This window comes from Methanoregula sp. PtaB.Bin085 (assembly GCF_002067035.1).
Classification (GTDB): Archaea; Halobacteriota; Methanomicrobia; order Methanomicrobiales; family Methanospirillaceae; genus Methanoregula.
In genome coordinates this window covers 316,292-341,290 of the sequence record NZ_MVQB01000027.1, presented here as the reverse complement: position 1 = coordinate 341,290, position 24,999 = coordinate 316,292, and the positions used below count along the sequence as shown (strand labels likewise).

The 24,999-nt window shown below is 55.9% G+C and carries 23 protein-coding genes; 16 read left to right on the top strand and 7 right to left on the bottom strand.

Annotation, left to right across the window (positions count from 1 at the left end; genetic code table 11):
• Positions 1-202 precede the first annotated feature (202 nt).
• The 4 genes from A4E33_RS06860 to A4E33_RS06845 all read right to left on the bottom strand — a co-directional run bounded on the left by A4E33_RS06860 (position 203) and on the right by A4E33_RS06845 (position 7,059).
• Positions 203-2,512 (bottom strand): hypothetical protein, encoded by a 2,310-nt coding sequence (locus A4E33_RS06860; RefSeq protein ID WP_292346945.1) that lies wholly within the window; start codon positions 2,510-2,512, stop codon positions 203-205.
• Between the two features lie 253 nt (positions 2,513-2,765).
• Positions 2,766-3,899: a glycosyltransferase family 2 protein gene (locus A4E33_RS06855; protein WP_292346944.1), complete on the bottom strand. Its 1,134-nt coding sequence runs from the start codon at positions 3,897-3,899 to the stop codon at positions 2,766-2,768.
• A gap of 19 nt (positions 3,900-3,918) precedes the next feature.
• Positions 3,919-5,469 carry a glycosyltransferase family 39 protein gene (locus A4E33_RS06850; RefSeq protein ID WP_292346943.1) on the bottom strand — a complete coding sequence of 517 codons (1,551 nt, stop codon included), beginning with the start codon at positions 5,467-5,469 and terminating at the stop codon, positions 3,919-3,921.
• A 732-nt stretch (positions 5,470-6,201) separates the two neighbouring features.
• Positions 6,202-7,059 carry a nucleoside 2-deoxyribosyltransferase gene (locus tag A4E33_RS06845; protein WP_292346942.1) on the bottom strand — a complete coding sequence of 286 codons (858 nt, stop codon included), beginning with the start codon at positions 7,057-7,059 and terminating at the stop codon, positions 6,202-6,204.
• Between the two features lie 30 nt (positions 7,060-7,089).
• Here A4E33_RS06845 and A4E33_RS06840 point away from each other — a divergent pair, with 30 nt between their 5' ends.
• Positions 7,090-7,599, top strand: coding sequence for a DUF367 family protein (locus A4E33_RS06840; RefSeq protein WP_292346941.1), 510 nt, complete (start codon positions 7,090-7,092; stop codon positions 7,597-7,599).
• On the opposite strand, the gene A4E33_RS06835 is transcribed toward A4E33_RS06840, so the two are convergent.
• Positions 7,588-8,304, bottom strand: a complete 717-nt coding sequence (locus tag A4E33_RS06835) for an HdeD family acid-resistance protein (protein WP_292346940.1) — start codon at positions 8,302-8,304, stop codon at positions 7,588-7,590. The genes A4E33_RS06840 and A4E33_RS06835 overlap by 12 nt on opposite strands.
• Positions 8,305-8,457: 153 nt before the next feature.
• Here A4E33_RS06835 and A4E33_RS06830 point away from each other — a divergent pair, with 153 nt between their 5' ends.
• The 6 genes from A4E33_RS06830 to cgi121 all read left to right on the top strand — a co-directional run bounded on the left by A4E33_RS06830 (position 8,458) and on the right by cgi121 (position 14,888).
• A complete protein-coding gene (locus A4E33_RS06830; protein ID WP_292346939.1) occupies positions 8,458-9,489 on the top strand; it encodes a type II glyceraldehyde-3-phosphate dehydrogenase in 1,032 nt (343 codons plus the stop codon).
• Between the two features lie 138 nt (positions 9,490-9,627).
• A complete protein-coding gene (locus A4E33_RS06825) occupies positions 9,628-10,569 on the top strand; it encodes a tyrosine--tRNA ligase (protein WP_292346938.1) in 942 nt (313 codons plus the stop codon).
• An 87-nt stretch (positions 10,570-10,656) separates the two neighbouring features.
• Positions 10,657-11,385 carry a serine protein kinase RIO gene (locus tag A4E33_RS06820; RefSeq protein WP_292346965.1) on the top strand — a complete coding sequence of 243 codons (729 nt, stop codon included), beginning with the start codon at positions 10,657-10,659 and terminating at the stop codon, positions 11,383-11,385.
• 78 nt (positions 11,386-11,463) lie between these two features.
• Positions 11,464-12,009, top strand: coding sequence for a KH domain-containing protein (locus A4E33_RS06815; protein WP_292346937.1), 546 nt, complete (start codon positions 11,464-11,466; stop codon positions 12,007-12,009).
• Between the two features lie 154 nt (positions 12,010-12,163).
• On the top strand, positions 12,164-14,359 hold the full coding sequence (locus tag A4E33_RS06810; RefSeq protein WP_292346936.1) for an ATP-dependent DNA helicase: 2,196 nt from the start codon (positions 12,164-12,166) through the stop codon (positions 14,357-14,359).
• A gap of 4 nt (positions 14,360-14,363) precedes the next feature.
• Positions 14,364-14,888, top strand: a complete 525-nt coding sequence (cgi121, locus tag A4E33_RS06805; protein WP_292346935.1) for a KEOPS complex subunit Cgi121 — start codon at positions 14,364-14,366, stop codon at positions 14,886-14,888.
• A gap of 56 nt (positions 14,889-14,944) precedes the next feature.
• Here the strand turns inward: cgi121 and A4E33_RS06800 are convergent, their stop codons facing one another.
• On the bottom strand, positions 14,945-15,433 hold the full coding sequence (locus tag A4E33_RS06800; protein ID WP_292346934.1) for a molybdenum cofactor biosynthesis protein B: 489 nt from the start codon (positions 15,431-15,433) through the stop codon (positions 14,945-14,947).
• Between the two features lie 709 nt (positions 15,434-16,142).
• On the opposite strand from A4E33_RS06800, the gene A4E33_RS06795 reads away from it, so the two are divergent.
• The 9 genes from A4E33_RS06795 to pdxT all read left to right on the top strand — a co-directional run bounded on the left by A4E33_RS06795 (position 16,143) and on the right by pdxT (position 23,370).
• Positions 16,143-17,435, top strand: a complete 1,293-nt coding sequence (locus tag A4E33_RS06795) for an ORC1-type DNA replication protein (RefSeq protein ID WP_292346933.1) — start codon at positions 16,143-16,145, stop codon at positions 17,433-17,435.
• A gap of 6 nt (positions 17,436-17,441) precedes the next feature.
• Positions 17,442-17,933, top strand: a complete 492-nt coding sequence (locus A4E33_RS06790; RefSeq protein WP_292346932.1) for an Lrp/AsnC family transcriptional regulator — start codon at positions 17,442-17,444, stop codon at positions 17,931-17,933.
• Between the two features lie 9 nt (positions 17,934-17,942).
• Positions 17,943-19,100 (top strand): aminotransferase class I/II-fold pyridoxal phosphate-dependent enzyme, encoded by a 1,158-nt coding sequence (locus tag A4E33_RS06785; protein WP_292346931.1) that lies wholly within the window; start codon positions 17,943-17,945, stop codon positions 19,098-19,100.
• Between the two features lie 95 nt (positions 19,101-19,195).
• On the top strand, positions 19,196-20,209 hold the full coding sequence (locus A4E33_RS06780) for an adenylosuccinate synthetase (protein WP_292346930.1): 1,014 nt from the start codon (positions 19,196-19,198) through the stop codon (positions 20,207-20,209).
• Positions 20,206-20,385 carry a methytransferase partner Trm112 gene (locus tag A4E33_RS06775; RefSeq protein ID WP_292346929.1) on the top strand — a complete coding sequence of 60 codons (180 nt, stop codon included), beginning with the start codon at positions 20,206-20,208 and terminating at the stop codon, positions 20,383-20,385. The genes A4E33_RS06780 and A4E33_RS06775 overlap by 4 nt, the downstream gene beginning before the upstream one ends.
• A 16-nt stretch (positions 20,386-20,401) precedes the next feature.
• Positions 20,402-20,974 carry a hypothetical protein gene (locus tag A4E33_RS06770; RefSeq protein ID WP_292346928.1) on the top strand — a complete coding sequence of 191 codons (573 nt, stop codon included), beginning with the start codon at positions 20,402-20,404 and terminating at the stop codon, positions 20,972-20,974.
• Positions 20,956-21,897 carry an adenosylcobinamide-phosphate synthase CbiB gene (gene cbiB, locus A4E33_RS06765; RefSeq protein WP_292346927.1) on the top strand — a complete coding sequence of 314 codons (942 nt, stop codon included), beginning with the start codon at positions 20,956-20,958 and terminating at the stop codon, positions 21,895-21,897. Before A4E33_RS06770 ends, cbiB begins: the two co-directional genes overlap by 19 nt.
• A complete protein-coding gene (pdxS, locus tag A4E33_RS06760) occupies positions 21,894-22,790 on the top strand; it encodes a pyridoxal 5'-phosphate synthase lyase subunit PdxS (RefSeq protein ID WP_292346926.1) in 897 nt (298 codons plus the stop codon). The genes cbiB and pdxS overlap by 4 nt, the downstream gene beginning before the upstream one ends.
• Complete coding sequence (pdxT, locus tag A4E33_RS06755; RefSeq protein ID WP_292346925.1) at positions 22,780-23,370, top strand: pyridoxal 5'-phosphate synthase glutaminase subunit PdxT; 591 nt, start codon at positions 22,780-22,782, stop codon at positions 23,368-23,370. The genes pdxS and pdxT overlap by 11 nt, the downstream gene beginning before the upstream one ends.
• Positions 23,371-23,436: 66 nt before the next feature.
• Here the strand turns inward: pdxT and A4E33_RS06750 are convergent, their stop codons facing one another.
• A complete protein-coding gene (locus A4E33_RS06750; protein ID WP_292346924.1) occupies positions 23,437-24,771 on the bottom strand; it encodes a PAS domain-containing protein in 1,335 nt (444 codons plus the stop codon).
• Positions 24,772-24,999: the final 228 nt, after the last annotated feature.

Here is a 24,999-nt window from a genome sequence, read left to right as displayed (position 1 = left end):
TCTCCCACTCTCCACGGAGGGGAAGGCAGCCCAAGGGGGCAGGCCCCCCTGACCCCCGGTTTTGCTTTTAATTTCCAGATACGATAATGCTCCACGGGGCGGGGGTAGGTAGCCCCCGGGCGCCCGTGGCTCCATCACTATCTGTACTATTCTTATCAGGTTTCTACAGGGCAAAAAAAGGAGTTCTGTTCCGCCCCGCGTATCATTTCTTCTTTTTTGCTGCTTGTTTTCCGGCCTGCTTCTGGGCCGGGGGTGCCGGGCGCCTGCCGGCAGAGGCAAGATACTTTTCAACGTCCCGGCGCCTGACCACGAGCGCGATCAGGAGAATAATGCCGATCCCGCTGACGATCATCGCGATCTTCATGTCGGCGGGATCGAACCTGAACGTGATCGTGGTCGTATCTGCGGGGATCTGCGCACCGATCGTGTTCCCGACTCGTACTGCATCCTTCCCGTTCACCTTCCATCCCGGGTAATACGAGGCTTTCAGGGACGCGATATCCCCTGCCATGAAATTGCCGGAGATGGTTACCACATCGGGAGAGAAGGTCTCGATTTTTGACGGGACCAGCTGGCTGTCCCGGACAACAAATGCGTTGGGAAGGACGTTATCCGGCTTGTACACGGAGATATTGTTGACGGTGAAGGTCACGTTCTCCAGGGTCTGGTTGCCGGTATCGAGATACGCGGTATCAACGAAGTAATCCGGGGTATAATACGATATGTTCCCGATCCTGTACCCAGGGTTGATCATGGTATTCAGGTAGTACGGGTAGTAGGCACGTACCGGGTGCATGCCGTTTTTAATGAACCAGTAGGTGAAGTCCATGTGCTGGATTCCCCAGCCGTTGTCGAGCACCCAGATCTGGGACTGGCGGTTATCAAAGGATTTGATCTTCTCGATGATGGGGAGCGCCTGGCTTTCCCCGAGTTTCGGATCGGAGGTTTTGAGGTAACTGGCATTTCCGAGCAGGACAAGGGCAAGGCCGGCAATGAGGAAGATGCAGGCATAGTGGTTGCCGGACACGGGTGCCCTGAACCGGTCCCATTTGAACATGACCACAACCGCGATGACCAGCGCAATGATGAGAATGACCTTTACTCCTGTATCCATGGTGAGGGGCAGCGCATTCCGGATAACAACACCAGCATCGATCAGGAATGCCACGCCAATGAACAGGAGAATGTTCTTCACCGTCCCCTGGTTGTAATACAGCAGCGCGACAAACGCTGCAACCAGCAGCAGGGAAAGGCCGGCCTCCGGCGTGATCCCTTTGAGGAAGAGGAGTTCGAGGATCTTGACGCCAAGGAGGATGTACACGCCATACACGATATTCCGTTTCTGGCGGGGATCGGGGACCAGCGGCTCCCCGCTCTCCATCCGGCTTCTGAGGATCTCAAACCCGGTTATTGCAGAGAGGATGAGGATGGGGACGAGGGCTCCAAGCACGCGCCCGGCCACCCTGAAATTGGTGAGGCCGGGCAGCAGGTGGATGAACGACAGGAGGGTATTCCCGCCGTCTGCCCAGATGAACGCGGCAACGATGGCAAAAAAGGCCGGGATCGCCCGGTCTTCTTTCCCGAAGATAAGGGCAAGGATCACGAGCAGGACGATGATGATCCCGATGAGCACCGCGGACTCGTAGAACCCGAAGACCTTGTCGATCGGGGTCCCGAAGATGATTGCGGCCAGGTTGTTCTCCAGCGATCCGCCGTCGCCAAGGGGATCGATGACATCGATCCGTCCCAGGGCGCCGGAGACAACGGCCAGCGGGATCAGTTTGAGGGAGAGGATCATTCCCCCGATCATGAATCCGCTGAAGACTGCGATGATCGCTCCCTTCCCCAGTCTTTTTTTCAGGAGGTACCAGAGGAAGTACACGCCGATGATGAGACCGGCATAGAAGAGATAATACACAGCACCGGTGAAGAAGATCAGCGCCATGGAAACCGCGATGAGACCGATATTCTTCACGGTCAGTTCGTCATCCCACACAATTCTGAAGAACGCGTAGTACAGGAGGGGGATCCAGGCAAGCGCAAAGAGGAGGCTGATGTGGCCTGCCGGGAGCCGTGCCAGCATTGCCCCGGAGAAGATGTAGAACAGCCCCGAGATCAGCCGGACCTCGGGATTCTTTGTCACCACGCCGGCCAGGAGCCAGAAGAAGAGGAAGGCAAGGTACAGGTGGACGAGGATGACGAAGTTGACGATGAACAGGTCCTGCGTCAGCAGGAGTATGGGGAAGAAGAGTGGGTAATACTGGTTGCCAAGGGGATCGGCATACGCGGGCAGCCCGGTGAGCCACTGGTTGTTCCAGAGGGAGTACGGGTGGCTCATGACGGTGAGGTCGGCGTTGAGGGTGAGGAGGGTGTCGTGATACTCCGAAAGGAAGACCTGGTCCTGCAGGACGACGGTCGGGAAAAGGATCGCCAGCAGGAGCAGCGGTAAAACGAGATAGACGATTTCTTTTTGGGACACCGGCCATTGATTTTTCTCTTCGTTGTCGGACATACCTGAACCCTCAGAAAATGCTGGTGAAGAATCTCCTTTTTTGAATGATTAATGTTCTGAAAACGAGCGGATGCCACCATCCGGGGGGTCCGGCCAGATTTGTCTTTGTTGCCGATGCTGATCCGGTACGGAGAACTTCCTTCTGTCCGCTGCCGGGAAAACGGGTGTCACGACACCTGCCTTGCCTCTGCATTTCGCTGGAGCGGCGCACCCGGTCCCGGCGGGGGATCGGCCGGCCTGGCCAATCCGGGGGTTATTTCCGCCCCCACGTGAACCGGCGGTTGACCAGGAAATTCCAGAAAAACCCGACCAGGATCCCGATGAACTGGGCGGCCATGTACCACACGGCAAACCAGCCGTTCAGCACCGTGAAGATCCCAAGATTGATCACTGCACCGCCGACCGAGACTGCGTTGAAGGCAACCAGCCGGCGCCACAGGCTGGTGGATTTCCGGGCCGGGGAGGAGGAGAACGTCCAGAGATCGTTCCAGACAAAATTATTCAGGATGGAGATCTCGATTGCAACAGCGCTTGCGAGCTCCTTGTAGATATCCCGGCCTAAAAACGGGATCTCCGTGCTGAAAAATTCCACAAGCACGTACAGGATTGCGAGGTTCACGACAATCCCCGAGATGCCCACGATCCCGAACTTGAACACCCGTTTCCATTCCCGCCATGCCGCATTGTTCCGGTGGATGAACGAATAGAGGCTGATGTCGACGACCTGCTGGGCATACTCGACGATGGTTTTGATCTTCAGCTTGCTCGATCCGATCTCCCTGTCGACGAACTCGAAGGGGATCTCCCGGTCCTTCTCCCACGTGCCCTTGCCAAGCACCTCAAGAAGGATCTTGTACCCCCGGGGTTTGAGGGGCGCTTTCTCCACCACGGATTTTTTCAGGGCAAAGAACCCGCTGACCGGATCCGTGATGTCGGGGAAGAGGAGCCGGCCCAGGAATGTGGCGCCGATAGAAATCAGCCGGCGTTTGAGCGGCCATTTTTTTATCCCGCCCCCTTCCATGTACCGGCTGCCGATGACAATGTCGCTGCCTTTCCGGATCTCGTCGTACATCCGGGGGATCAGCACCGGCGGGTGGGAGAAATCAGCATCGATGACAATAAAAACCTCAGACGCCGCGTGAACAAAACCGTCCGCAACGGACTGGGATAACCCGTGATCCTCCGTGCGGACAAGGATGTCCACGTTGTCCTTCTGCCGCTTCAGCTCGTGCACGATGCCGATGGTCCCATCAGAGGAGTTGTCATCGACAACAAGGACCTGGCCGTGGATCGCATGCTCGTGGAAGACCGCGTCCACCGCCATGACGATGTTGCGGATGTTCGCCTCTTCATTGAATGTCGGTATGATGACGGTCAGGTCGTACATGGTGCCCGGTGTTCCTGCCTCAGCCGCTCATGAGGTAAATCCCGGTGATCGATCCCCGCGATTTGGTATTCTCCTTCAGCCACTGCATGGCTTCACCACCCGGGTCTGCGGCCTGGATATCGCCGGTAACAACAACAAACAGGGTGTTGTTGCCTTTCAGTGCACTGATCGCCCTGAGATCTGCTGCGGTATCTGCCGGGTACTCGATGGTCTGGTCCGTGGCATTGGAGTAGTAGTAATCGAACGGCTGGGTGATGTACCCTGGAATGACGGCTATGATATCACCCGGTTGTGTCTGCTTCTGCAGCCCTGCGGAAAATCCCCGCCAGTCATCCTTGGTGTATGCTGAATAATATCCTGCAAGAACGGGGGTATTGAGAATCACCATGAGCGCGATGAGCCCGTACACAACCGCCGGGGAACTCACCAGCGACCACAGGATCCGGTACGAGATTGCGACTGCAATGAAAAATACGATCGAGAGGCAGATGAGGTAGCGGGGCTGCATGGGGATCAGGTACGACAGGAAGTTGCTGATGACAAACATCAGGATCGTGACAGAGGCAAGGAAGACCCCCTTGTTCATGTCCAGGAGTGTTGCCTGGATAATACCGGCAATAAACAGGAGGAGGAATATGATCATCGTCAGCCCGGCGCCGGGATACGCAGTATTCAGGCAGGAGATCTGTTCGAACGTCGCGAAGATGAGCGCCGGTCCCTGGATCCCGAAGGTCGGGGAGGACGCGGATCGCCGGAAGAAGAGCTGGATTGTCACGATGATGAGCGGCAGGCAGACGAGGGCGAAGATCCCACAGGCGGCTGCCAGCGGCTGTATCGATCTGACATCGCTTTTTATCTTCGGGAAGAGCTCGTACAGGGCGTACAGCACGAGCGCCCCGATCATGACCATGGCGTAAAAGTGGGTCCAGAACGCCAGCGCGGAGAGCACGCCGAACAGCGCCCAGTCCGTGATGCTGCCATTCTTCAGCGCCCGGAAATAAAAGACCATGGCAAAGGCGATGAAGAAGAGCATCATGGCATATGCCCGGGCTTCCTGCGAGTAAAAGACCAGGAACGGGGAGAATGCGAACGCTGCTGCTGCGATAATCCCGGTGTTCCGGTCCATGAATTCCTTCCCTGCCAGGTAGATGAGCGGGATGGTCAGGACGCCGAGGAGGGCCGGGATGAACCGCAGGACGAATTCGGAGTTCCCGAAGGTCAGCATCAGGTGTTCGGCCCAGTAGAAAAGCGGGGGATTGAACTCTCCTGCCGTTGTGGCCTGCCAGATATCGGGGATGGATTTGACAGCAAACGTGAGGGTCGAGGCCTCGTCAAGCCAGAGGGAATTATACCCGAGATTGTAGAACCGGAGGATGGCGCCGATAAGGGTAAGGGAAAGGAGGAGCTGGATGTACCGGCTGCCAAGGAGGGCTTCCTTTACATTTCCGGCATTCAGGTCCCGGAAAGACCGGACCGGGTTTTTGAAGTCGCCATCAAGATCACATTCACGATCAACGTGTGTTTTTCTCCCCTTTGCCCGGTCCTCGCGTTTCTTTCCCATCGCAATCATTTACTATTTCGTGAATATTCTGATATAGGTTATTACGTTTCCGGATCCCGGCGGGAGAGCGGGATTTTTTGAATTTTTTTTACCATTTTTTCAGAATTGGCCGGGCAGGGTTGTCCAGCCATGGAACTGCAGCACGATTCGGCCTGTGCTACCCGTTTCCATACGATGTTTCATTCGAAACATTCCGGGATGATATTTCTTTCAAGGGTAATGGATCCCCGGATTCAGGAGAGGTCCCTGAGCATACCTGCGGTCACGAATCTGCTGACCTCATACCATACGGGTGGCCTTTTTCCCCGGGAGAGTCCGTGTACCTGATTTTACCGGTTTTTTTGATTCGGGCTCCTTTTGTCAATCGGGGCATTTTTCTGGCGATTTTGGTCCGGTCCCGGATTGCCATGCTTTTGAGGCGCCCCGAAAATGTGACGAATTCGCAGAAAAGTGTTGCGAATTCACTTTTTCCGGGTCCGTATCGGGCCCCGTTCTGGTTTTTCACGCCGGATGTAAAAAGTGCCCTAATAGTCCCTGTTGGACAGCGAAAGCTCCCCTCAGTCGGACTGCAACAGGGCATAACGGTCCGGTGGAGTATGTTCAGGGATGCCCCTTGATCGCATCCATCTGCAAAAGTTTCCGGTTTATTCAGCAGCCAGGGGAAAAAAATCAAAAGAATCCAGAGTTTTCCCGGGCATGAAATTTACAGATAAAAAACCGGCAGTCCCGTACTCCGGATGATCACCGGGATTCGGTCTTCAGGCACGGGGAGTTCAGCGCCGCCAGGACTTCCTTGACGCTTCCCACGACCTTTGCGGACTGCTCGAGCATCAGGTTCACCTGCTCGTGATGGCCGACGCGCCGGAAATCCGTGCGCAGGGCAATGACCGGTTTTCCCCGGGCAAACGCGTACCCCATCTCCCACGCGGTGCCGGAGTCCGCATCCGCCCCGTCGATGATGGCGACGATGAAATCGCTGGTATCCAGTGCTGTTTTGTTTACGGAAAAGAGCCGCTCCTGCTCCCGGATGTCCCTTGTATCGCAATCATCGCCAGTCTCCTGCGGCAGGTGGACATCGAACAGGTGGCTGCCCAGGGTCCTCGCGACAGACGCGTTGAACGAACGTTCCGCTTCCGAGAAGAGCGGCGCCGCAAGGTAGACCCGGTACCGGGCAAACACTGCAACATCGAACGCAGGGATTTCCGGGAGCCGCGAGAGGAACACGCCCCGCCCCTCCCGCTTCGCGGGCCTGCCGGCTTCTTCGCCGTAATACGTGCTGGTCACGCCGCAGGTAGGCGACGAGTTGACGCCGATGATGCAGAGCGGGGGGCCGCGCTCGCGGATGATGTCGTTCACTCCCTCATCCAGCCGATCCATGAGACGCATGAATGCCGGGGTATTGAGCCGTTCGAGAAACGTACCGGGCTTCCGTTCCTGGCCGAGATACAGCGTCTCAGGGCAGGGGAGCGGGACGATCCCGATCCCGAACCTGTCGCACCGTGCGATAACCTGCCGAAAAAGATCCAGATCGGATTGCCGTGTTATGCCCTCGGCACGAAGGGCGGGATTGAGCACGCAGGGGCTGCAGAGCACGTACATTGATACAGTGTGTGCACGCACAGATGATCAATGATCCCCCTGTACGCATACCGGGACAATACGTGCGATCCCCGGAAATGCACGGTAAAAAAACTGGAAAAGGCGGGGCTCCTGACCATTTTTACAAAAATTCCCCGGATCCCCCGGAACACCCTGCTCCTCGATCCAACTGCCGAACAGGCACTGTCCCCGGCCGACCGGCACGTCAAATCCATTACTGCTCTCGACTGCTCGTGGGAGGTGCTGGACACCGGCGCGATAAGCTCCTGGCGTATCCGCAGGGCGCTGCCCTTCCTGATGGCGGCAAACCCGGTCAACTTCGGCAGGCCCTGCAGGCTCTCATCGGTCGAGGCACTGGCAGCCGCACTGTACATCATGGGCGAGAAAGAGCAGGCCCGGACGATCCTGTCGAAAGTGAACTGGGGGATCCGGTTCATCGAGGTCAACCGGGAACCTCTCGATCTCTATGCCGGCGCAAAAGACAGCACGGAAGTCGTGAAGATCCAGGCCCTGTATCTCGATCCCGAATCAAGGGATTAAGATCAGCAGACGATTGCGAATAACGCCTCTTTTCCAGGCACCTCCCCGACAACGGGGTATCCGGCTTTTCAGGGTTATCCGCTCTTCTGAGTAAATAAAATACGGGGAGAGCGATCTGCACGTTACCCGGGTAAGCCTTTTTTTTTCCCGGAAACAGACACTTCGTTTCAGCTGGATGCCGGCCACGATGCTGATTCCTCCGACAACCATGGCGTACATGCCCCAGATCTTCACGAGCATCGGTGCGGTGAGGGTGGGAAACAGCGCAATCAGGAAGCTTAAGAAAAGGGTCACCATGCCGCACAGGACGATGGCAAGGTTGGTCTTGCATTCATCGGAGAGTGAACAGCCGACAATGATCAGGAGCACGCTGTTGATGATGGCAAGGATCGCCATGATGACGATGAACCTGGATGTCAGAAATCCCGGGAACAGGATTGCGATCCCGGCAACGATCAGCGAGATCAGCCCGGTAAAAAAGATCGGGAACCGGTAGATGAGCTCCTGTTTCACCGCGAACGCGAATGCGATCATGATAAGCCCGACCGCCAGTGCAAGGATGCCGAAGAGCGTGAGAAGGATGTTGATGAATTTGTCTGTCCAGACAAATGCATCGATACCGGAAATGAAAATAATGACCCCGATTAAGAAAATCTGCCACCACTGGACAGGTGTTTCTGAAAGGACGAATTTCGGGAGTTCCATATTATTGAAGTTATTTCCAAGTTGCCTTTAAATATTTGCCGCTGGAATCCGGCTCATTTGAAGGCATTCCGGCAAAACCGGCCGGCCGGGCACCGGTTATTCCGTGCAGGCAAACCACATAGCTTTTTCCATTCCGGCGCAATGTACGATTGTATGATCAAGGTTGCCATTAACGGGTACGGGACCATCGGCAAGCGCGTTGCCGATGCCGTGGCTGCTCAGAAGGACATGAAGGTGATCGGAGTCTCCAAGACACGCCCCAATGCCGAAGCGTTCGTTGCAAAGCAGCGGGGATTCCCCCTGTATATCGCGGATCTCTCCAAAAAGGCGGCGTTTGAGAAGGTTGGTCTGAAGGTTGCCGGCAGTGTCGAGGATATGTGCAAGGCGGCGGATGTTATAGTCGATGCAACGCCCGGCGATGTGGGAGCCACCAACAAGCCGCTGTACGAGAAGCTGGGGAAGAAGGCGCTCTGGCAGGGCGGGGAAGAGCACGAAGTGGCCGGGTTCTCCTTCAACTCGTCCTGCAACTACAAGGACGCGATCGGGCGGCAGTTCGTGCGGGTAGTCTCCTGCAACACCACAGGCCTCTGCCGGATCATCCACGAGATTGACAGGGAATATGGCGTCACCCATGTCCACGCCATCATGGTCCGCCGAGGCTCCGATCCGGGCGAGATCAAGAAGGGCCCAATCGATGCCATCGTACTGGATCCCGTAAGCGTGCCAAGCCACCACGGCCCGGATGTCCTTTCGGTCCTCCCGCATATCTCCATCACCACCATGGCCATGATCGTCCCCACCACGATGATGCACATGCACGCGATCCAGATGACCACGAAGAAACCGGTGACAAAAGAACGGGTCATCGAGCTCATCAACGCCCACCCCCGCCTCGGCCTGATTAAAAAGGCCGCAGGCCTCAAGAGCACCGCGGAGCTTAAGGAGTTCGCCATGGACCTCGGCCGGCAGCGTTCCGATCTCTGGGAAAACTGCATCTTCGAGGATTCGATCTACGCGAACAAAAACGAGCTCTGCTTCTTCCAGGCCATCCACCAGGAGGCCGATGTCGTTGTTGAGAACATCGACGCGATCCGGGCCATGATGGGCGCAGAGAAGGATGCAGCAAAGTCCATCGCAGCGACAAACGCAGCGTTACACTTCAAAACGATACAGAACTCCCACTGAGAATACACGGAACCGGGGAGTGTATTCCCTGCCGATGCCACGGGGCAGCGGAGGGACAGGATCCTTTTTTCCCGGCCGACCCCCCGGCCTGATCCACCCGGAATAACCATTAATTCCCGGCATAACCCATTCTTTCTGATGGACGCATACGAACGTGTCACCCGGAACACTGTCGAAATCGTCACGGACGACGACCTCCGGGCACTTCTTTCAAAGCCCGTAAAGCGGGTCTATGCCGGGTACGAGCCGAGCGGCGAGATCCATCTCGGCCACCTTGTCACGATCAACAAACTTGTCGATCTCCAGGCTGCAGGATTCGAGGTCACGGTGCTGCTTGCCGATCTCCACGCATTCCTGAACCGGAAGGGGACCATGGAAAAAGTCCGGGAACTTGCGGAATACAACCGGAAGTGTTTTGAAGGTCTCGGCCTGAAAAATGTCCGGTACGTGCTTGGCTCTGAACTCCAGCTCAGCCGGGAGTACCAGCTCCTTGTTCTCCAGCTCTCCCAGCAGGTGACCCTGAACCGTGCGCAGCGCAGCATGGATGAGGTCGGCCGGCAGATGGACCACCCCACAGTCTCCCAGATGATCTACCCCCTCATGCAGGCTGCTGACATTGCAATGCTCGGCGTTGACGCGGCAGTCGGCGGCATCGACCAGCGCAAGATCCATATGCTCGCACGCGAACACCTGATCAACTTTCATTACCCGGCACCTGTCTGCATCCACACGCCTATCCTCAACGGACTGGATGGCAAGAAGATGTCCTCCTCGCAGGGGAACTACATCTCTGTTGCGGACAGCGGGGATAATATCAGAAAGAAGTTGCAGAAGGCGTTCTGCCCGCCGGAGATCGCAGAAAACCCGATCCTCCAGATCTTCCAGCACCACATCTTCCCCCGCATGCCGGAGATCACGATCAGACGTCCGGAGAAGTTCGGCGGCGACCGGAGCTTTGCGTCCTATGCCGATCTCGAATCTGCATATGGCAACGGTGAAGTGCACCCGATGGACCTCAAGAAGGCCTGCGGGGAATCGCTTATCGAAATCCTTGCGCCGGTCCGGGACCATATCCGGTGAACGGCAGGAGACCTTGGTGACCCTCCCGTGAGTTCCGGAAAAGAGCTTGATAAAAAGGTGGACCGGTTCGACCAGCGCCTTGAAGAGATGGGGATCCGGATCAAGGATGCCAACCAGTTCAAGGTCCGGGAGGACGTCTTTGATGATGTCACGCTCCTCGCGCTCTACAAGCTCGTGCACAAGAAATGGATCTCGGTCATAGGGGGATCCATCAGCACCGGCAAGGAGGCAAATGTCTTTTACGGCGAACGCGACGGGGCCGGCATTGCAATCAAGATCTACCGGATCCGGACGGCGAATTTCACGACCATGAGCTCGTATATCGTGGGCGACCGAAGGTTCTCCGGGGTTAAGAAGGTAAAAAAGGAGCTCATATTTGCCTGGACGAAAAAGGAGTTTTCGAATCTTGTCCGTGCCAGGGATGCCGGGGTCGCGGTTCCCGAACCGCTGGTCTGGGACCGGAATATCCTGATCATGTCATTCATCGGCGAGGGCGACGTCCCGTATCCCCAGCTCCGCAACGTGGAGCTGGAGAGCCCGGAGGAAACCTACTCACAAATCCTGACGATCATTGAAACGCTGTATAAGAAGGCAGAGCTGGTTCATGCGGACCTGAGCGAGTTCAATATATTGTACGGCGACAAACCATATATCATTGACATGGGCCAGTCTGTTACCCGCGATCACCCCCGCGCCCTCCCGTTCCTGATGCGGGATATCCGGAACATCAACCGGTTTTTCAGGAGCCGCTGTGATGTCCGGAGCGATGTCGGGATCTTCAATGCCATAACAGGGCTTGATACTGCTGAACCATGATATCAGAGGACCTGAGAATGAGAATTATTGTCGATGCACCAGGATCCGCATAGCCAGAAAACCCGGGAGAGAACCGTCATGTTACAGGAAGTCAAGATTGCAGGAAGCAGGGTCGGTGTCCTGATAGGAAAGGGCGGGGCAACCAAAAAAGAGCTCGAAACAAAGACGCATACGACAATCACTGTCGACAGCAAGGAAGGCCTTGTGAAGATCGAGGCCGCGGACGACAACACGATCCCGCTGCTCCGCGCTGTCGAGATCGTGAATGCCATCAACCGGGGATTTTCACCCGAGCGGGCGTTCGAGATGATCGAGGATGAGGACCTGCTCCTTGACGTCATCGATCTCTCGGTGATGGCGGATGGTCCCCGGCAACTTGACCGCCTCAGGGGAAGAATCATCGGCAAGGACGGGAGGGCCCGCGAACAGATCGAGGATATGACCGATGTCGAGATCTCGGTCTTCGGCAAGACTGTTGCCCTGATCGGGTACCCCGAACAGCTCAAGACGGCCCGGGCGGCCATCGATATGCTTATCGAGGGCGTCCCGCACGAGAACGTCTTTGCCTTCCTTGACCGGAAGAAGAAAGAGCAGAAACAGGATATGATCAGTTATTACTACTGATGCCATTCCCCGGACAAAATCGCCAATTCATATTTATGCATTTCCCACGATTTCCTGTGGAGAGTAATTCCGTTTTATGGTTAGTATTATGAAAAAGGGCCATAATGCCAGCGAATTTCAGTGGAATTAAAGGGGTCTGGAACGGGTTCCTGCCATGCTGACTTCCACGCTCCCGATCCCGGAAAACCTCAGGAAGCATTACCTTGCAGGCGGCATCGTGGAGCTCTACCCCCCTCAGGCGGAATGCGTGCAGGCGGGGATGCTTGAGGGTAAAAACCTGCTCGTCTCCATTCCGACCGCGAGCGGGAAGACCCTGATCGCCGAGATGGCGATGCATACGCATATCGCCAGGAGGGGGAAGTGCCTGTACATTGTTCCGCTCAAGGCGCTGGCGAGTGAAAAATTCGAAGAGTTCGGGAACAAGGGTGTCCGGATCGGGATTGCAACCGGTGATTTCGATCGCCGGGACGATGCACTAGGCAGGAACGATATCATCGTTGCCACGTGCGAGAAGGTGGACTCGCTCCTGCGGAACCGTGCACGCTGGATTTCAGATATCACACTGCTGGTTATCGATGAGATCCACCTCATCGATTCGGATAACCGCGGGCCGACGCTCGAGATGGTGATCGCCAAGATGCGCTCACGGAATCCCTGCATGCAGGTCATCGGGCTCTCGGCAACCATCGGCAATCCCCAGCTCCTTGCGGGGTGGCTGGACGCGGAACTGGTTACCAGCACCTGGCGGCCGGTCGACCTGCGCCAGGGTGTGTTCTGGAACGACCGGATCCATTTCCGGGAGGGGGAACGGAAGGTAAAACAGGTATCGAAGAACTACGAAGATCTCAACCTCTGCCTCGATACCATCGAAGAAGGCGGGCAGTGCCTGGTTTTTGTCTCCTCGCGAAGGAACGCAGAGGCCTTTGCGAAACGGGCCGCCGGGGCAATCAAGAGCGAGGACCCGGAGCTCAAGGTATACGCAGACCAGCTTGGTGCCCACGCCGAGACCGAGATGGCAAAAAACCTTGCCCTCTGTGTCGCGAGGGGGGCTGCATTCCACCATGCCGGACTGAGCCGGGAGGAGCGGAAGATCGTGGAGGACGGGTTCCGCAGGGGGCTTATCAGGTGCATCTCGTCAACGCCGACCCTTGCCGCCGGCCTGAACCTGCCGGCCCGCCGGGTCATCATCCGCGACTATCTCCGGTTTTCGGCAGGCGAGGGAATGCAGCCGATCCCGGCAAGCGAATACCACCAGATGGCGGGGCGTGCCGGCCGGCCCCGTCTCGATCCGTACGGGGAAGCCGTGCTCATTGCAAAGGATGAGGGGCAGGTGGAAGAGCTCTTTGACTGGTATATCGAGGCTCCCGCTGAGGAAGTACACTCCAAGATTGCCGAGCCTACAGCCCTCTATACCCACGTCCTCTCTCTCATCGCCTCCGGTTTTGCCGGAACCCGCAGGGAACTCTCAGAGTTCATGAACCGGACGTTCTACGTCCACGAGCACCGCCAGGGCCGGCTGATGCAGCGGGCAGTAGACTCTGCCCTGAAATTCCTTGCGGAATCGGAGATGGTGACGGAGATCGGTGAGCATCTCGGGGCAACCGAGTTCGGATCGCTCGTCTCCCGGCTCTATATAGATCCGCGAAGCGCGGCAACGATCGTGTCGACACTCCGCACCACAAAGGAGTATTCCGATGTCGGCCTCCTCCAGCTCATCTGCAGCACCCCGGATATGCCCTGCCTTTATGTCCGGAATACCGACCGGCCCCAGCTGGAGCGGATGATTGAAGAGCACGATGAAGCGCTCTGGCTTCCCATTCCCTCCGATGAGGATGAGATCGAGGAGTACTTCCGCGGGATCAAGACCGCCATGCTCCTGACGGACTGGTCCGATGAGATGCCCGAGGCCAGGATCTGCGAACGGTATGCCGTGGGTCCCGGCGATGTGTACGGGATGGTCGAGAGCGTCAACTGGCTCCTGCACGCAACCGCGGAGCTCTCGCGCATGTTCGCCCCGGCATTCCACCCGCAGATACGGGAGTACGAGATCTGCATGAAGAACGGGATACGCCGGGAACTCCTGCCGCTTGTGAAACTGCGGGGTATCGGCCGGGTCAGGGCACGCCGGCTCTTCAATAACAACATTACATCCCCGCAGGAGGTTTTCGGCGCCGGGATAGAGACTGTTACAAGGATCATCGGCCGGGGGATTGCCGAGCAGGTGTTTGCCCAGCTGGAAAGAACGGGTGTTCCTGTTCCGGCCAAGGGCAGGCGGGATGGGCTGAACGAAGATCCGGCCCCGGATGACAATAATATGGACGGGCAGTCAACACTCTCTCACTTCAGGTGATCCAATGCCGCATGACCCGCTTGTGATCGATATCCGGGCTGCCCGGTGTGTAATCCGCGATGTCGCGGATTTCCTCCGGGATCTTCGGAAAATTGCATCAGACTGCGATACCCGCATTATCTGTTTCAACGCGGATATGATGGCAGGGAGTGTCCATGCCCTGTCTGCAGTGGGGCATGCGGTGCGTGCATTCGGAGCTGGCGAGAATATCTCAAACAATCTTGAGATGGAGTGTCTCCTGTATGCTGCCGGTTCCCGGCAGTGCAGTGTTGCAGCCTCATTCGGGATTCATGAGGGAGAGAACCATTTGTATATCTGCTGTTATCCATCGCATCCGGGAATATGGACCGCGCTTGAACCGGTATTCCGTTTCTCTGAGGATATTCCGGAGGTACTTGATCCGGAGAAGCGGGAGCGGCTGATGCGGTCCTTTGGAATTTCATCTGAAGAAATTGCTGCTGCCGGCGGGGATGATCGGATCGTGGATTTGGTTCTGGAACGTGTTGCGCTGCTGCAGGTAACGCGATAGCGACCCGGTCCCGAATCCCGGACCTTCAGACGAGATGTGATTCCGGATACCGCTGCTCAGTGATTTGCATGACTGATGATATGGGTGATTTCCGGGAGGATGAGCTCTGATGTCGCCAGAGTTACTGCGGGCGTTGATCCCGGGATGCAGAAAACAGCTCTTCCGCCGATAGTTCCGGCTAATGCCCTTGAAAGCATCGCTGCAGTCCCGATCTGCTGGATGCTCTTCATCCGGAAAAATTCCCCGAACCCATCCATTTTCTTCTCCAGGAGTGGAGAGACCGCTTCTATGGTACAGTCGTCGAAGGTTAGGCCGGTTCCCCCGCTGATAACGATACAGTTCGCCTTTTTCAGTGCGGTAAAGAGCTCATTCCGGATTGCATCGATTCGATCAGGGACAACGGAATAATGACAGATGGGAATGGATTGATCCTCCATAAGACGCATAATTGTTTTTCCACTGGCATCGGTTTCAGCAGTCCGGCTTGTTGATACGGTAATGACTGCACCGGTGATCTTGACCTGCCTGACATGATTGTGGCTCATGGCTGGTGAGATGTTGCCCTTTATCCGTATTGAGAATTCCTGAGGTAAGCGTGTTGTCTATATTTCCTGACGGTCTTTTTTCATGCAAGAATCCGGGTGCCTGTCATTCGGGAGATTTGGCCGTGTGATCCGTTGTATCCTGTCTTCAATCTCTGGTGGGATTCCTGCACAGGTACCCCCCATTGGTTCCAGTGGAGGTTCGGGTTCTCCGGTTCTCTTCCATCGGCATTTTTACCGCTACTTCAGGGTCCGTACCGGCTGGAAAGGTATGTTTTCACTCCTTTGGCACTGGCTTTTAATTTCATCCTGTCTTAAAAGTGCAGTGTAATCATCTGTGCTGCAAGAACATTTCAAATTATTTATATAGTAGTTTTAATACATATACAATGGGATCGTTTTTTTGTATTTACAGGAAGGAAAGATCTTCCTGTAGCCGTTCCACAGGAAACGAAGGGGTGTCCCTCTTATGCGCACAAGGACGCAGGTTCCGGAGAATTTCGCTGGAAATGAATGAGATGAATTTTTTCTTCATGATCATATTCGGTGCTGATATAAAAAATATTTATCAATAAATACTTAAAAAATTGGCATTTTTTACAAACAAAGCAAAAAGCAGGCAGTTTCCACAGGAAATGAAGGGGTTTATAACCAGGACGGACCGATCGTTTTTTAGTCTTATCCCGCCAATGCTCAGCTCCACGGTGTGACTATGCCCGATCCAGAAGACCCCTCGACCGGCCTTTTTAAGAAATATCTAACCAATAACCGGATTTTCAAGGATCGGGAGGTTCTCCGCCACTCGTACCGTCCCCAGATCCTTCCCCACCGGAAACCCCAGATTGATGAAGTTGCCTCCATCCTTGCCCCCTCCCTCAGGAATGAGACACCGTCCAATATTCTTATCTATGGAAAAACAGGTACCGGAAAGACCGCCTGCGTCCGGTATGTCGGCACTGAACTGGAGAAGGCCAGCAGCAAGATGGGAACCCTCTGCCGGATCGTCCACCTCAACTGCGAAGTCATCGATACCCAGTACCGGGTCCTTGCTCAGATCGCCAAATGCCTCGATGTCCCGGACGAAGTAGCAAGTGACAAGACCAAGACCCATATACCCATGACCGGATGGCCAACCGACCAGGTGTATGCTGAACTGAAGAACCAGCTTGAGGCCGGGGGTGGAGTTCTCGTTATCGTATTGGACGAGATAGACAAGCTGGTCAAGAAAAGCGGGGACGATACCCTCTACAACCTGACAAGGATCAATTCCGATCTCAGGAACTCAAAAGTGAGTATTATCGGGATCTCAAACGATCTGAGTTTCAAAGACTTTCTTGATCCGCGTGTACTCTCGTCCCTCTCAGAAGAGGAGATTGTGTTCCCGCCCTACAACGCTCCCCAGCTGGTGGATATCCTTGCACAGCGTGCAGAGGGTGCATTCATGCCCGGTGCGATTGCCGAGGGCGTTATCCCGCTGTGTGCAGCGCTTGCAGCGCAGGAGCATGGCGATGCCCGGAGGGCTCTGGATCTGTTCAGGATCTCAGGAGAACTTGCAGACCGGGACGAGTCACAGCAGGTGACCGAGGCACATGTCAAGCAGGCCCAGGCCAAGATCGAAACCGACAGCATGATCGAGTGCATCGCGACCCTGCCTTCCCAGAGCAAGCTCATCCTCTTCTCCATGCTGACGCTCGAGCAGCTGGGACAGAATATCTTTACGAGCGGGGAAGTCTCACGTATATACCAGGATATCGCCCCCTCCGTAGAGCTCGATGTACTGACACACCGGCGGATCACCGACCTGATATCTGAGCTGAACATGCTTGGCGTGATCAACACCCGGGTTGTCAGCCGCGGCCGGTACGGCAGGACCAAGGAGATGTGGTTCGATTCAAACACGGGAAAGATCCGCGAGGTCGTCCTCAAGGATCCCCGCCTGAACGGACTCAGGGATCTCGACGTATCCCAGATGGAAGCAAAATGGTTGAAAACCTGGTTCAGGTGAACAAGAATGGATGAAAAGGATCTCGAACTCCTCCGCATCCTGGAGGAGAACAGCCGGCTCTCGGCAGAAGAAGTTGCGACCATGACCAGCCTCACCCCGGCCGAGGTCGAGGCACGGGTCTGCGCACTCGAAGCTGCCCAGGTTATCAAGGGGTACTCTACCGTGGTCAACTGGGAAAAAGCCGGTAACGGCGAGGTCTCCGCCATTATCGAACTCAAGGTCAGTCCGGAGCGCGATTACGGGTACGACCGGATCGCCGAGCGGCTCTCGAGATTCCGGCAGGTTAAGACCCTTCGCCTGATGACCGGTACCTATGACCTGCAGCTCCTCGTCACCGGGAAGAACATGCAGGAAGTATCCCGGTTCGTCTCCGAACATGTAGCACCCATGGACCGGATCCGCGAGACCGCGACCCACATCATCATGAAATCGTACAAGGAGAACGGAAATGTTCTCTTTGAAGAGTCAGAGCCGGAACGGTTGCCGTATTCACCCTAGGGTGCCATCATGCGGAATTTTGTCTCAAAGCGTGCAGAGCAGATCCCGCCATCGGGAATCCGGAAGTTTTTCGACCTTGTCCTCACCATGGAGGACGTGATCTCCCTTGGTGTTGGCGAACCGGACTTCCGTACACCGTGGAACATCTGCGAGTCGAGCATCTACTCGATTGAGCAGGGCACAACACACTATACCTCGAATAAAGGACTCCAGCCCCTCCGCGATGCCCTCTCCCAATACCTTGCCCGGCACTATAACCTCCGGTATTCCGCTGATGAAGAGATGATCATCACCACCGGCGTATCCGAGGGACTGGATATTGCTGTCCGGGCAATCACGGACCCGGGCGATGAAATCCTGGTTGCACAACCCAGTTATGTATCCTATACGCCATGTGTCGCCCTGGCCGGAGGAAAGCCGGTTCCGGTCCGGTGCACGGAAAAGGATCATTTCAAACTCAACCCGGATACGCTGGCTGAAAAGATCACCCGGAAATCCAAAGCCCTCATTATCAATTTCCCGAACAATCCGACCGGGGGGGTGATGACTGAAAGCGATCTGAAAGGGATCTCTGACCTCATTACCGATCATGATCTCCTCCTTATCAGTGACGAGGTGTACTCTGAACTCACCTATGAAACAAAACACTGCGCAGCCGCGACCGTTGGAGATCTTTGGGAGCGGACCATCACCCTGAACGGGTTCTCGAAAGCCTATGCCATGACCGGCTGGAGGATCGGGTATCTCTGTGCACCGAAGGAACTCCTTGATGCAGCGCTGAAGATCCACCAGTACGTCATGCTCTGTGCCCCGATCATGGGCCAGGTCGGGGCGCTCGAGGCCCTCAAATCCGCCGAAGAGGATAAGAACAGGATGGTAAATGAATACCGGCTCCGCCGCAACATGTTTGTCGCCGGTCTCAACCGCATCGGTCTCCCCTGCCATGTTCCCGACGGCGCATTCTATGCATTCCCGTCAGTAAAAGAGACCGGTCTTTCCGATACGGACTTTGCAGAGCGGCTGCTGAAGGAACACCGCGTTGCGGTCGTCCCGGGCAGCGTGTTCGGCGCCGGCGGGGTGGATCACCTCCGGTGTGCGTATGCAGTCTCAAGGAAGGACCTGAACACCGCCCTAGGAAGGATGGAAGAGTTCATAAAAACACTCTGATTCCCCTTTTCTCATGATCCTGGCAAAACCTTCTGACTTCCGTTGATACGAGGGATAGTTTATTTTGGAACCTTACCAATACTACATGAAAGACAATGAGTTGTACAATCATCGTTGGTGGATTTTTTGGGGATGAGGGGAAGGGCAAGGTTGTTGCCCACATTGCCTATAAGGATAAACCCGTTATCATCTCCCGCGGCGGTGTAGGTCCGAATGCCGGACACACTGTCCAGGTCGGGACAAAGGAATATGGTGTCCGGATGGTCCCGTCCGGTTTTGTGTACAAGGATGCAAAACTCTGTATCGGCAGCGGTGTGCTCGTCGATCCCCGTGTCCTGAAACACGAGGTCGATATGCTCGGGGTCCGGGGCCGGGTCTTCGTTGACAAACGGTGCGGCGTAATCACCGAGGATCATATCGCCCGTGACAAGGGCAGCGATCATCTTGCAAAAAAGATCGGGAGCACCGGCTCCGGGTGCGGACCGGCAAATTCCGACCGGGTCATGCGGATCTCACCCCAGGCGAAAGATGTTCCTGAACTTGCAGAATATTTGATGGACGTCCCGAAGGCTATCGATGAGGAACTGAAGAAAGACAATTGTGTACTCCTAGAAGGCACCCAGGGCTTTGGCATCTCGCTCTATTACGGCACATACCCCTTTGTGACAAGCAAGGACACCTCCGCTTCGCAGATCGCTGCGGACAACGGCGTCGGCCCTACACGGATTGACGATGTTGTTGTCGTATTCAAGGCCTACCCCACCCGCGTCGGTGAAGGGCCTTTCAGTACAGAAATGCCTTCAGAAAAATCTGATGCAATGGGTATTCAGGAGTTCGGGACGGTCACCCACCGCAAGAGGCGGATCGGCGGATGGGATGGCGGGATGGCCCGCTACTCGGCTATGATCAACGGCTGCACCCAGGCAGCAATCACCGGGATCGACCGCGTCGATAAGGCATGTTTCGGGGTCACCGACTACAGTAAGCTGACAAAGAAAGCAAAGGACTTCCTGAAAACCGCCGAGGATGACATCGGCTGCCCGATCACCCTTATCTCGACCGGCCCTGAGATCACCCAGATTATCGATTTACGGGAAGAACTGGCATGAAGCGCTCGCTGATGGATATCCTCTGCTGCCCTGTCTGTAAGGGCGACCTCACCCTCGACGTAGAAAACGAGAATGAGAAGGAGGTTCTTGAAGGGAAGCTCCGCTGTGCTGCCTGCCGGGCGGACTATCCGATCCACGAGGGAATCCCCAACCTTCTGCCCCCTTCCGATCATTAACATCCCTGGTGCCGGAATGAACCTCCCGCTGCCTGTCACGATGCTTCTGTCTGCCGGCGTGGGGCCCGGCGAGGGGGGGTACGAGATTCTCCTCAACCGTACCGGTATCAATTCCATCGATATTCCCCGGGAGAAGGTTCTTGCCGAACCCGGTTCCGGGCTGATCCTGAAATTCCTGAATCGCGGTGCGCCGATTCACATCACGATTACGTCTGCCAATGCCGGCACGTTCACCGATTTTTTTCATGAGAACATGTATATTGTGGACGAGGCTGTTCTCAGTATCCCGATCAGGAAGGACTGCAGGGAAGGATCCTTTGTTCTTGAGATCCTTGCGGGGCTTGGTGCGGTCAAGGCCGCGTTACCGGTCACGATCGTTTCCGCACAGCACCAGAGACCAAGAGTCCACGAAGAGTACCCGCTGCAACCGGTGGCGCACGGACGCCCGCATCTCCTGATGATCGCGATGGGAATCGGGCTCATCTTATACTGCGCGTGGCTCTACTATCCTGATGTTATGTTCCTGAACCTGACCGCATTTATTGTCCTCATCGTTGGTGTACTCTATACATGGTACCGTCTCAGATAGCGATTCCCGTACTGGTTCTGCTTCTCGCGCTGGTGGCGGACCGGCTTTTCGGGGATCCGCATTCCGCATATCACCCGGTTGCCCTGCTTGGCAGGCTTATCGGCTGGTGGGGACGGCCCGCATTATATCCTGCCGCTTTCCAGAGGGGCGCAGGCGTGCTGTTCTGGATCATGACTGCAGCCATTTTTGCGCTCCCTTTTTATCTTTTTGCAGAAATGGCTCCATTGCTTCTGTATCTCCTTATTGCACCGTTCCTGCTGAAGACCTGTTTTGCATGGCGATCCCTTGAAGAGCACACGCAGGCAGTTGTCGCGGCATTAGGGGAGGACATCGAAAGCGGCAGGGAGCGGGTGAAACTTCTGGTCTCCCGCGATACGACACAGCTCGACCGGGATCATATCCTTTCGGCAGGCTATGAATCCATGACGGAGAACCTGACAGATAGTATCGTCTCCCCCCTGCTGTACTTCTCGATCTTCGGTCTTGCCGGTGCAGCCGTCTATCGTGCAGCGAACACCATGGATGCGATGCTCGGGTATCTCGATGATCGTGAGCGGCTCGGCTGGTGTGCTGCCCGGATGGACGACCTGCTCAATCTTATTCCCGCCCGGATCACTGCCTGTTTGCTGCTCCTGTATTTTGCCCTGCAGGGCAGGTTCTCCAATGCAGTGAGGATCATGGTGCGCGACAGGAAGAACCGGCCGGGGTTTAACGGCGGCATCGTTATGGCTGCAATGGCCGGGGGTATCGGTATCCGGTTTGAAAAACCGGGTGTGTATACGATTGGAGACGGGGAGAGGACGTTTGACGAGGCCGGGCCTGAAATTATCCGCGCGGTCCGGGCAGTCACGCTGATGGCGGCAATCCTTGCCGGGAGTACAGTGATTTTATTGGGTGTGCTGATCAATAGTACCGGTATATGAAACTCAAGGAACTGAGATTTGGCACTGAGCTTCTCAAGCGCGGCTTTGCATCCATGCAGAAAGGGGGCGTAATCATGGATGTCGTGGATGCCGGGCAGGCAAAGATCGCTGAGGAAGCCGGAGCCGTCGCAGTCATGTCGCTGGAGCGGGTCCCCTCCGATATCCGGAAAGCCGGGGGCGTTGCCCGCATGGCCGACCCGGAAAAAGTCACCGAGATCATCGAAGCTGTCTCCATCCCGGTCATGGGGAAGGTCCGGATCGGACATTTCGTGGAAGCTCAGGTACTTGAAGTCCTCGGCGTGGACATGATCGATGAGAGCGAGGTCCTGACACCGGCAGACGAGCAATACCATATCGATAAGAAACAGTTCAAAGTCCCCTTCGTCTGCGGCGCACGCGATCTTGGCGAAGCCCTCCGCAGGATCAACGAAGGAGCCGCAATGATTCGGACCAAGGGCGAGGCCGGGACCGGCAACGTTGTCGAAGCGGTCCGCCACATGCGCACGATCATGGGAGAGATCCGGATGCTCCGGGGAATGGACAGGCAGGAGATGATCGATTATGCCCGCGAGATCGAAGCTCCCGCCGAACTGGTCATCGAGTGTGCAGAACGCGGCCGCCTGCCGGTCGTGAATTTCTCGGCCGGTGGTATCGCAACACCATCGGATGCAGCCCTGATGATGCAGCTGGGTGCCGATGGCGTGTTTGTAGGCTCAGGCATCTTTAAATCCTCGAGTCCCGAGCGCATGGCAAAAGCAATTGTCGAAGCGGTGAATCACTTCGATGATCCCAAGGTAATTGCAAAGGTGAGTACCGGCCTTGGCGACGCAATGCCCGGCCTGGACGTGCATAAGCTGAGCGAAGACGAGGTGCTCCAGACCCGTGGACGCTAGGATCGGCGTACTCGCTCTGCAGGGGAACGTCAGCGAGCATATCGATGCATTCCTGCTCGCACTCGAGCGGATGGGGCATGGCTCCTCCTCCGAGGTATTTGAGGTTCGGAGCCCTGCTGATCTCGCAGAGTGCAGTGTCCTTGCAATCCCCGGGGGTGAATCCACCACCATCTCCCGGCTGATTGACAAGAATTCCCTGTATGATCCTATCCGGGTATTCAAAGGCGGCATCTTTGCTACCTGTGCCGGCATGGTGCTGATGGCAACCCGCGTTGACGACCCGCGCGTCCGCCCGCTGGGACTGATAGAAATGACTGTAGACCGGAATGCATTTGGCCGGCAGAGGGAATCGTTTGAGGCCGACCTTCCTGTCGCGGGGCTTGTCGGGAAACCGTTCCATGCCGTCTTCATCCGCGCTCCGGTAGTTTCCCGTACCGGGAAAAGCGTGAAGGTGCTTGCCCGGATCAACAAAGGGATCGTTGCCGTTGAATACGGCAGGCATGTGGCGTTCTCATTCCATCCCGAACTCGGGAACGATACCCGGCTGCACGAACTGTTCCTCCACAAGAACGGGTACTGACGCGTTCAATCTCTCTGACGAATCTGCTGCCCGTTCTCAGGAACGGCAGCAGACCCGTGCGTGGTTTCAGGAATGTTCGGGATATCCGGCCTCGGTGTTCGTGAAATGCGTGATGTCCTGGACGATCCCGTTGATAAAAACCAGCTGCCGTTTTTCATCGAACTCTGCGAGGGCGGTCACGCTGACACTGACAGGGCTGCCATCATGTCTTTTAAGGTGAAGCACGCGGTTTTTCACGAACTGTTTGTTCCGGAGTTCCTCCAGCAGTTCGAGGCGTGCAGCAGGATCTGAGAAGACATCGATAACCGGTATGTCCTGCAGGTCCGATATTGTCGTATAGCCCAGGATATTCAGGAGCGCGGTATTCCCCCAGACAAACCTGCCGCGGGGATCCCCGGTACTCCGGTAAATCCCGACGTTTAAGTCCTCTACCAGGGTCCGGTACTGGTCTTCGTGCTCCCGCAGGTACTGTTCCATCTTCTCCCCGGTAATATCCCTCGCAATCGATGAGGCTCCGGTGACCGCACCGTGCTCACCGAGGATTGGGGAGATTGTGATCAGTGCATCGAGGACTGCACCGCCTTTCCTCACCATTTTTATCTCCTTGCGGCGGATGCTTTCCCCCCCGTGTACCTGTTTCAGGATTCCGGAAAGGTTTTCTTTGCACTCCGCAGGAACCAGTGCATCCATTGTTGTTCCAACGATCTCATCCTCTTTATATCCGCAGAGCCGCTCTGCTGCGGGATTCCAGCTGACGATCTTCCCGGCCGGATCACTGCCGATGATGGCTTCACCGGACGACTGGACAAGTCCCCGGTACCGGGCCTCGCTGATCCGGAGCATCTCTTCGTATCTCTTCCGGGTTGTGATGTCCTCTGCAATGAACGTCAATCCGTCACTCCCGTCCTCAAACGCTGTCGGTACCTGCTTTACGCGGAAATGGCGCTGCTCGCCGCGGATGATGCAGTCAATATCGGCTACGGACTCGCCTTTTGCCTGCGGGTTCCGAACATTCAGGCTTGCCTGCAGGGCTCCGATGAATGGATCATCAAGATCCCGGAGGTTTTTCCCGATAAGAGAATCTTTGGTTTTCTCGAGCATCAGGGGAACCTGTTCGTTGATCTGCAGGATCCGTCCGTCGCTGTCAAGAACGATGACGAGATGAGAAGAAAACTCAAGGAGTGCAGAGACAGGGACGCGGCGCGAAAGGAAAAAAACCTTGGCAGCACCCACAATCTGCATCTCAACCTGACCCGAAATCAGGAGCATGTCAAGATACTTGGCCACGAGATTCCGGTTAATCTTCATTTCAGATGCAAGATCCGAGATCGTCATACCCCGCTGGTGCCACTTGAGCAGCCGTTTGATCCGGTCGACTTTTTCCTGGTCGAGAACGCTCATAGTATCTTCTTGTGTGGTTTTGGTAGTAAATATACTCGTATGTCAATATTTCAACCGTCATGATGCCGGTGAATCTTTTCCGCATATCATGAATATCTGCCGGAATCTACCCTTGCCGGACCCCGTATTGGATATGCATGGCAGACCCTGGTGCACCGCTGCGTTGCACTCGTGTGCTGCAGAACCGGTGTGCAAATTTTGAATATATACCCCTGACCATGGACGCGT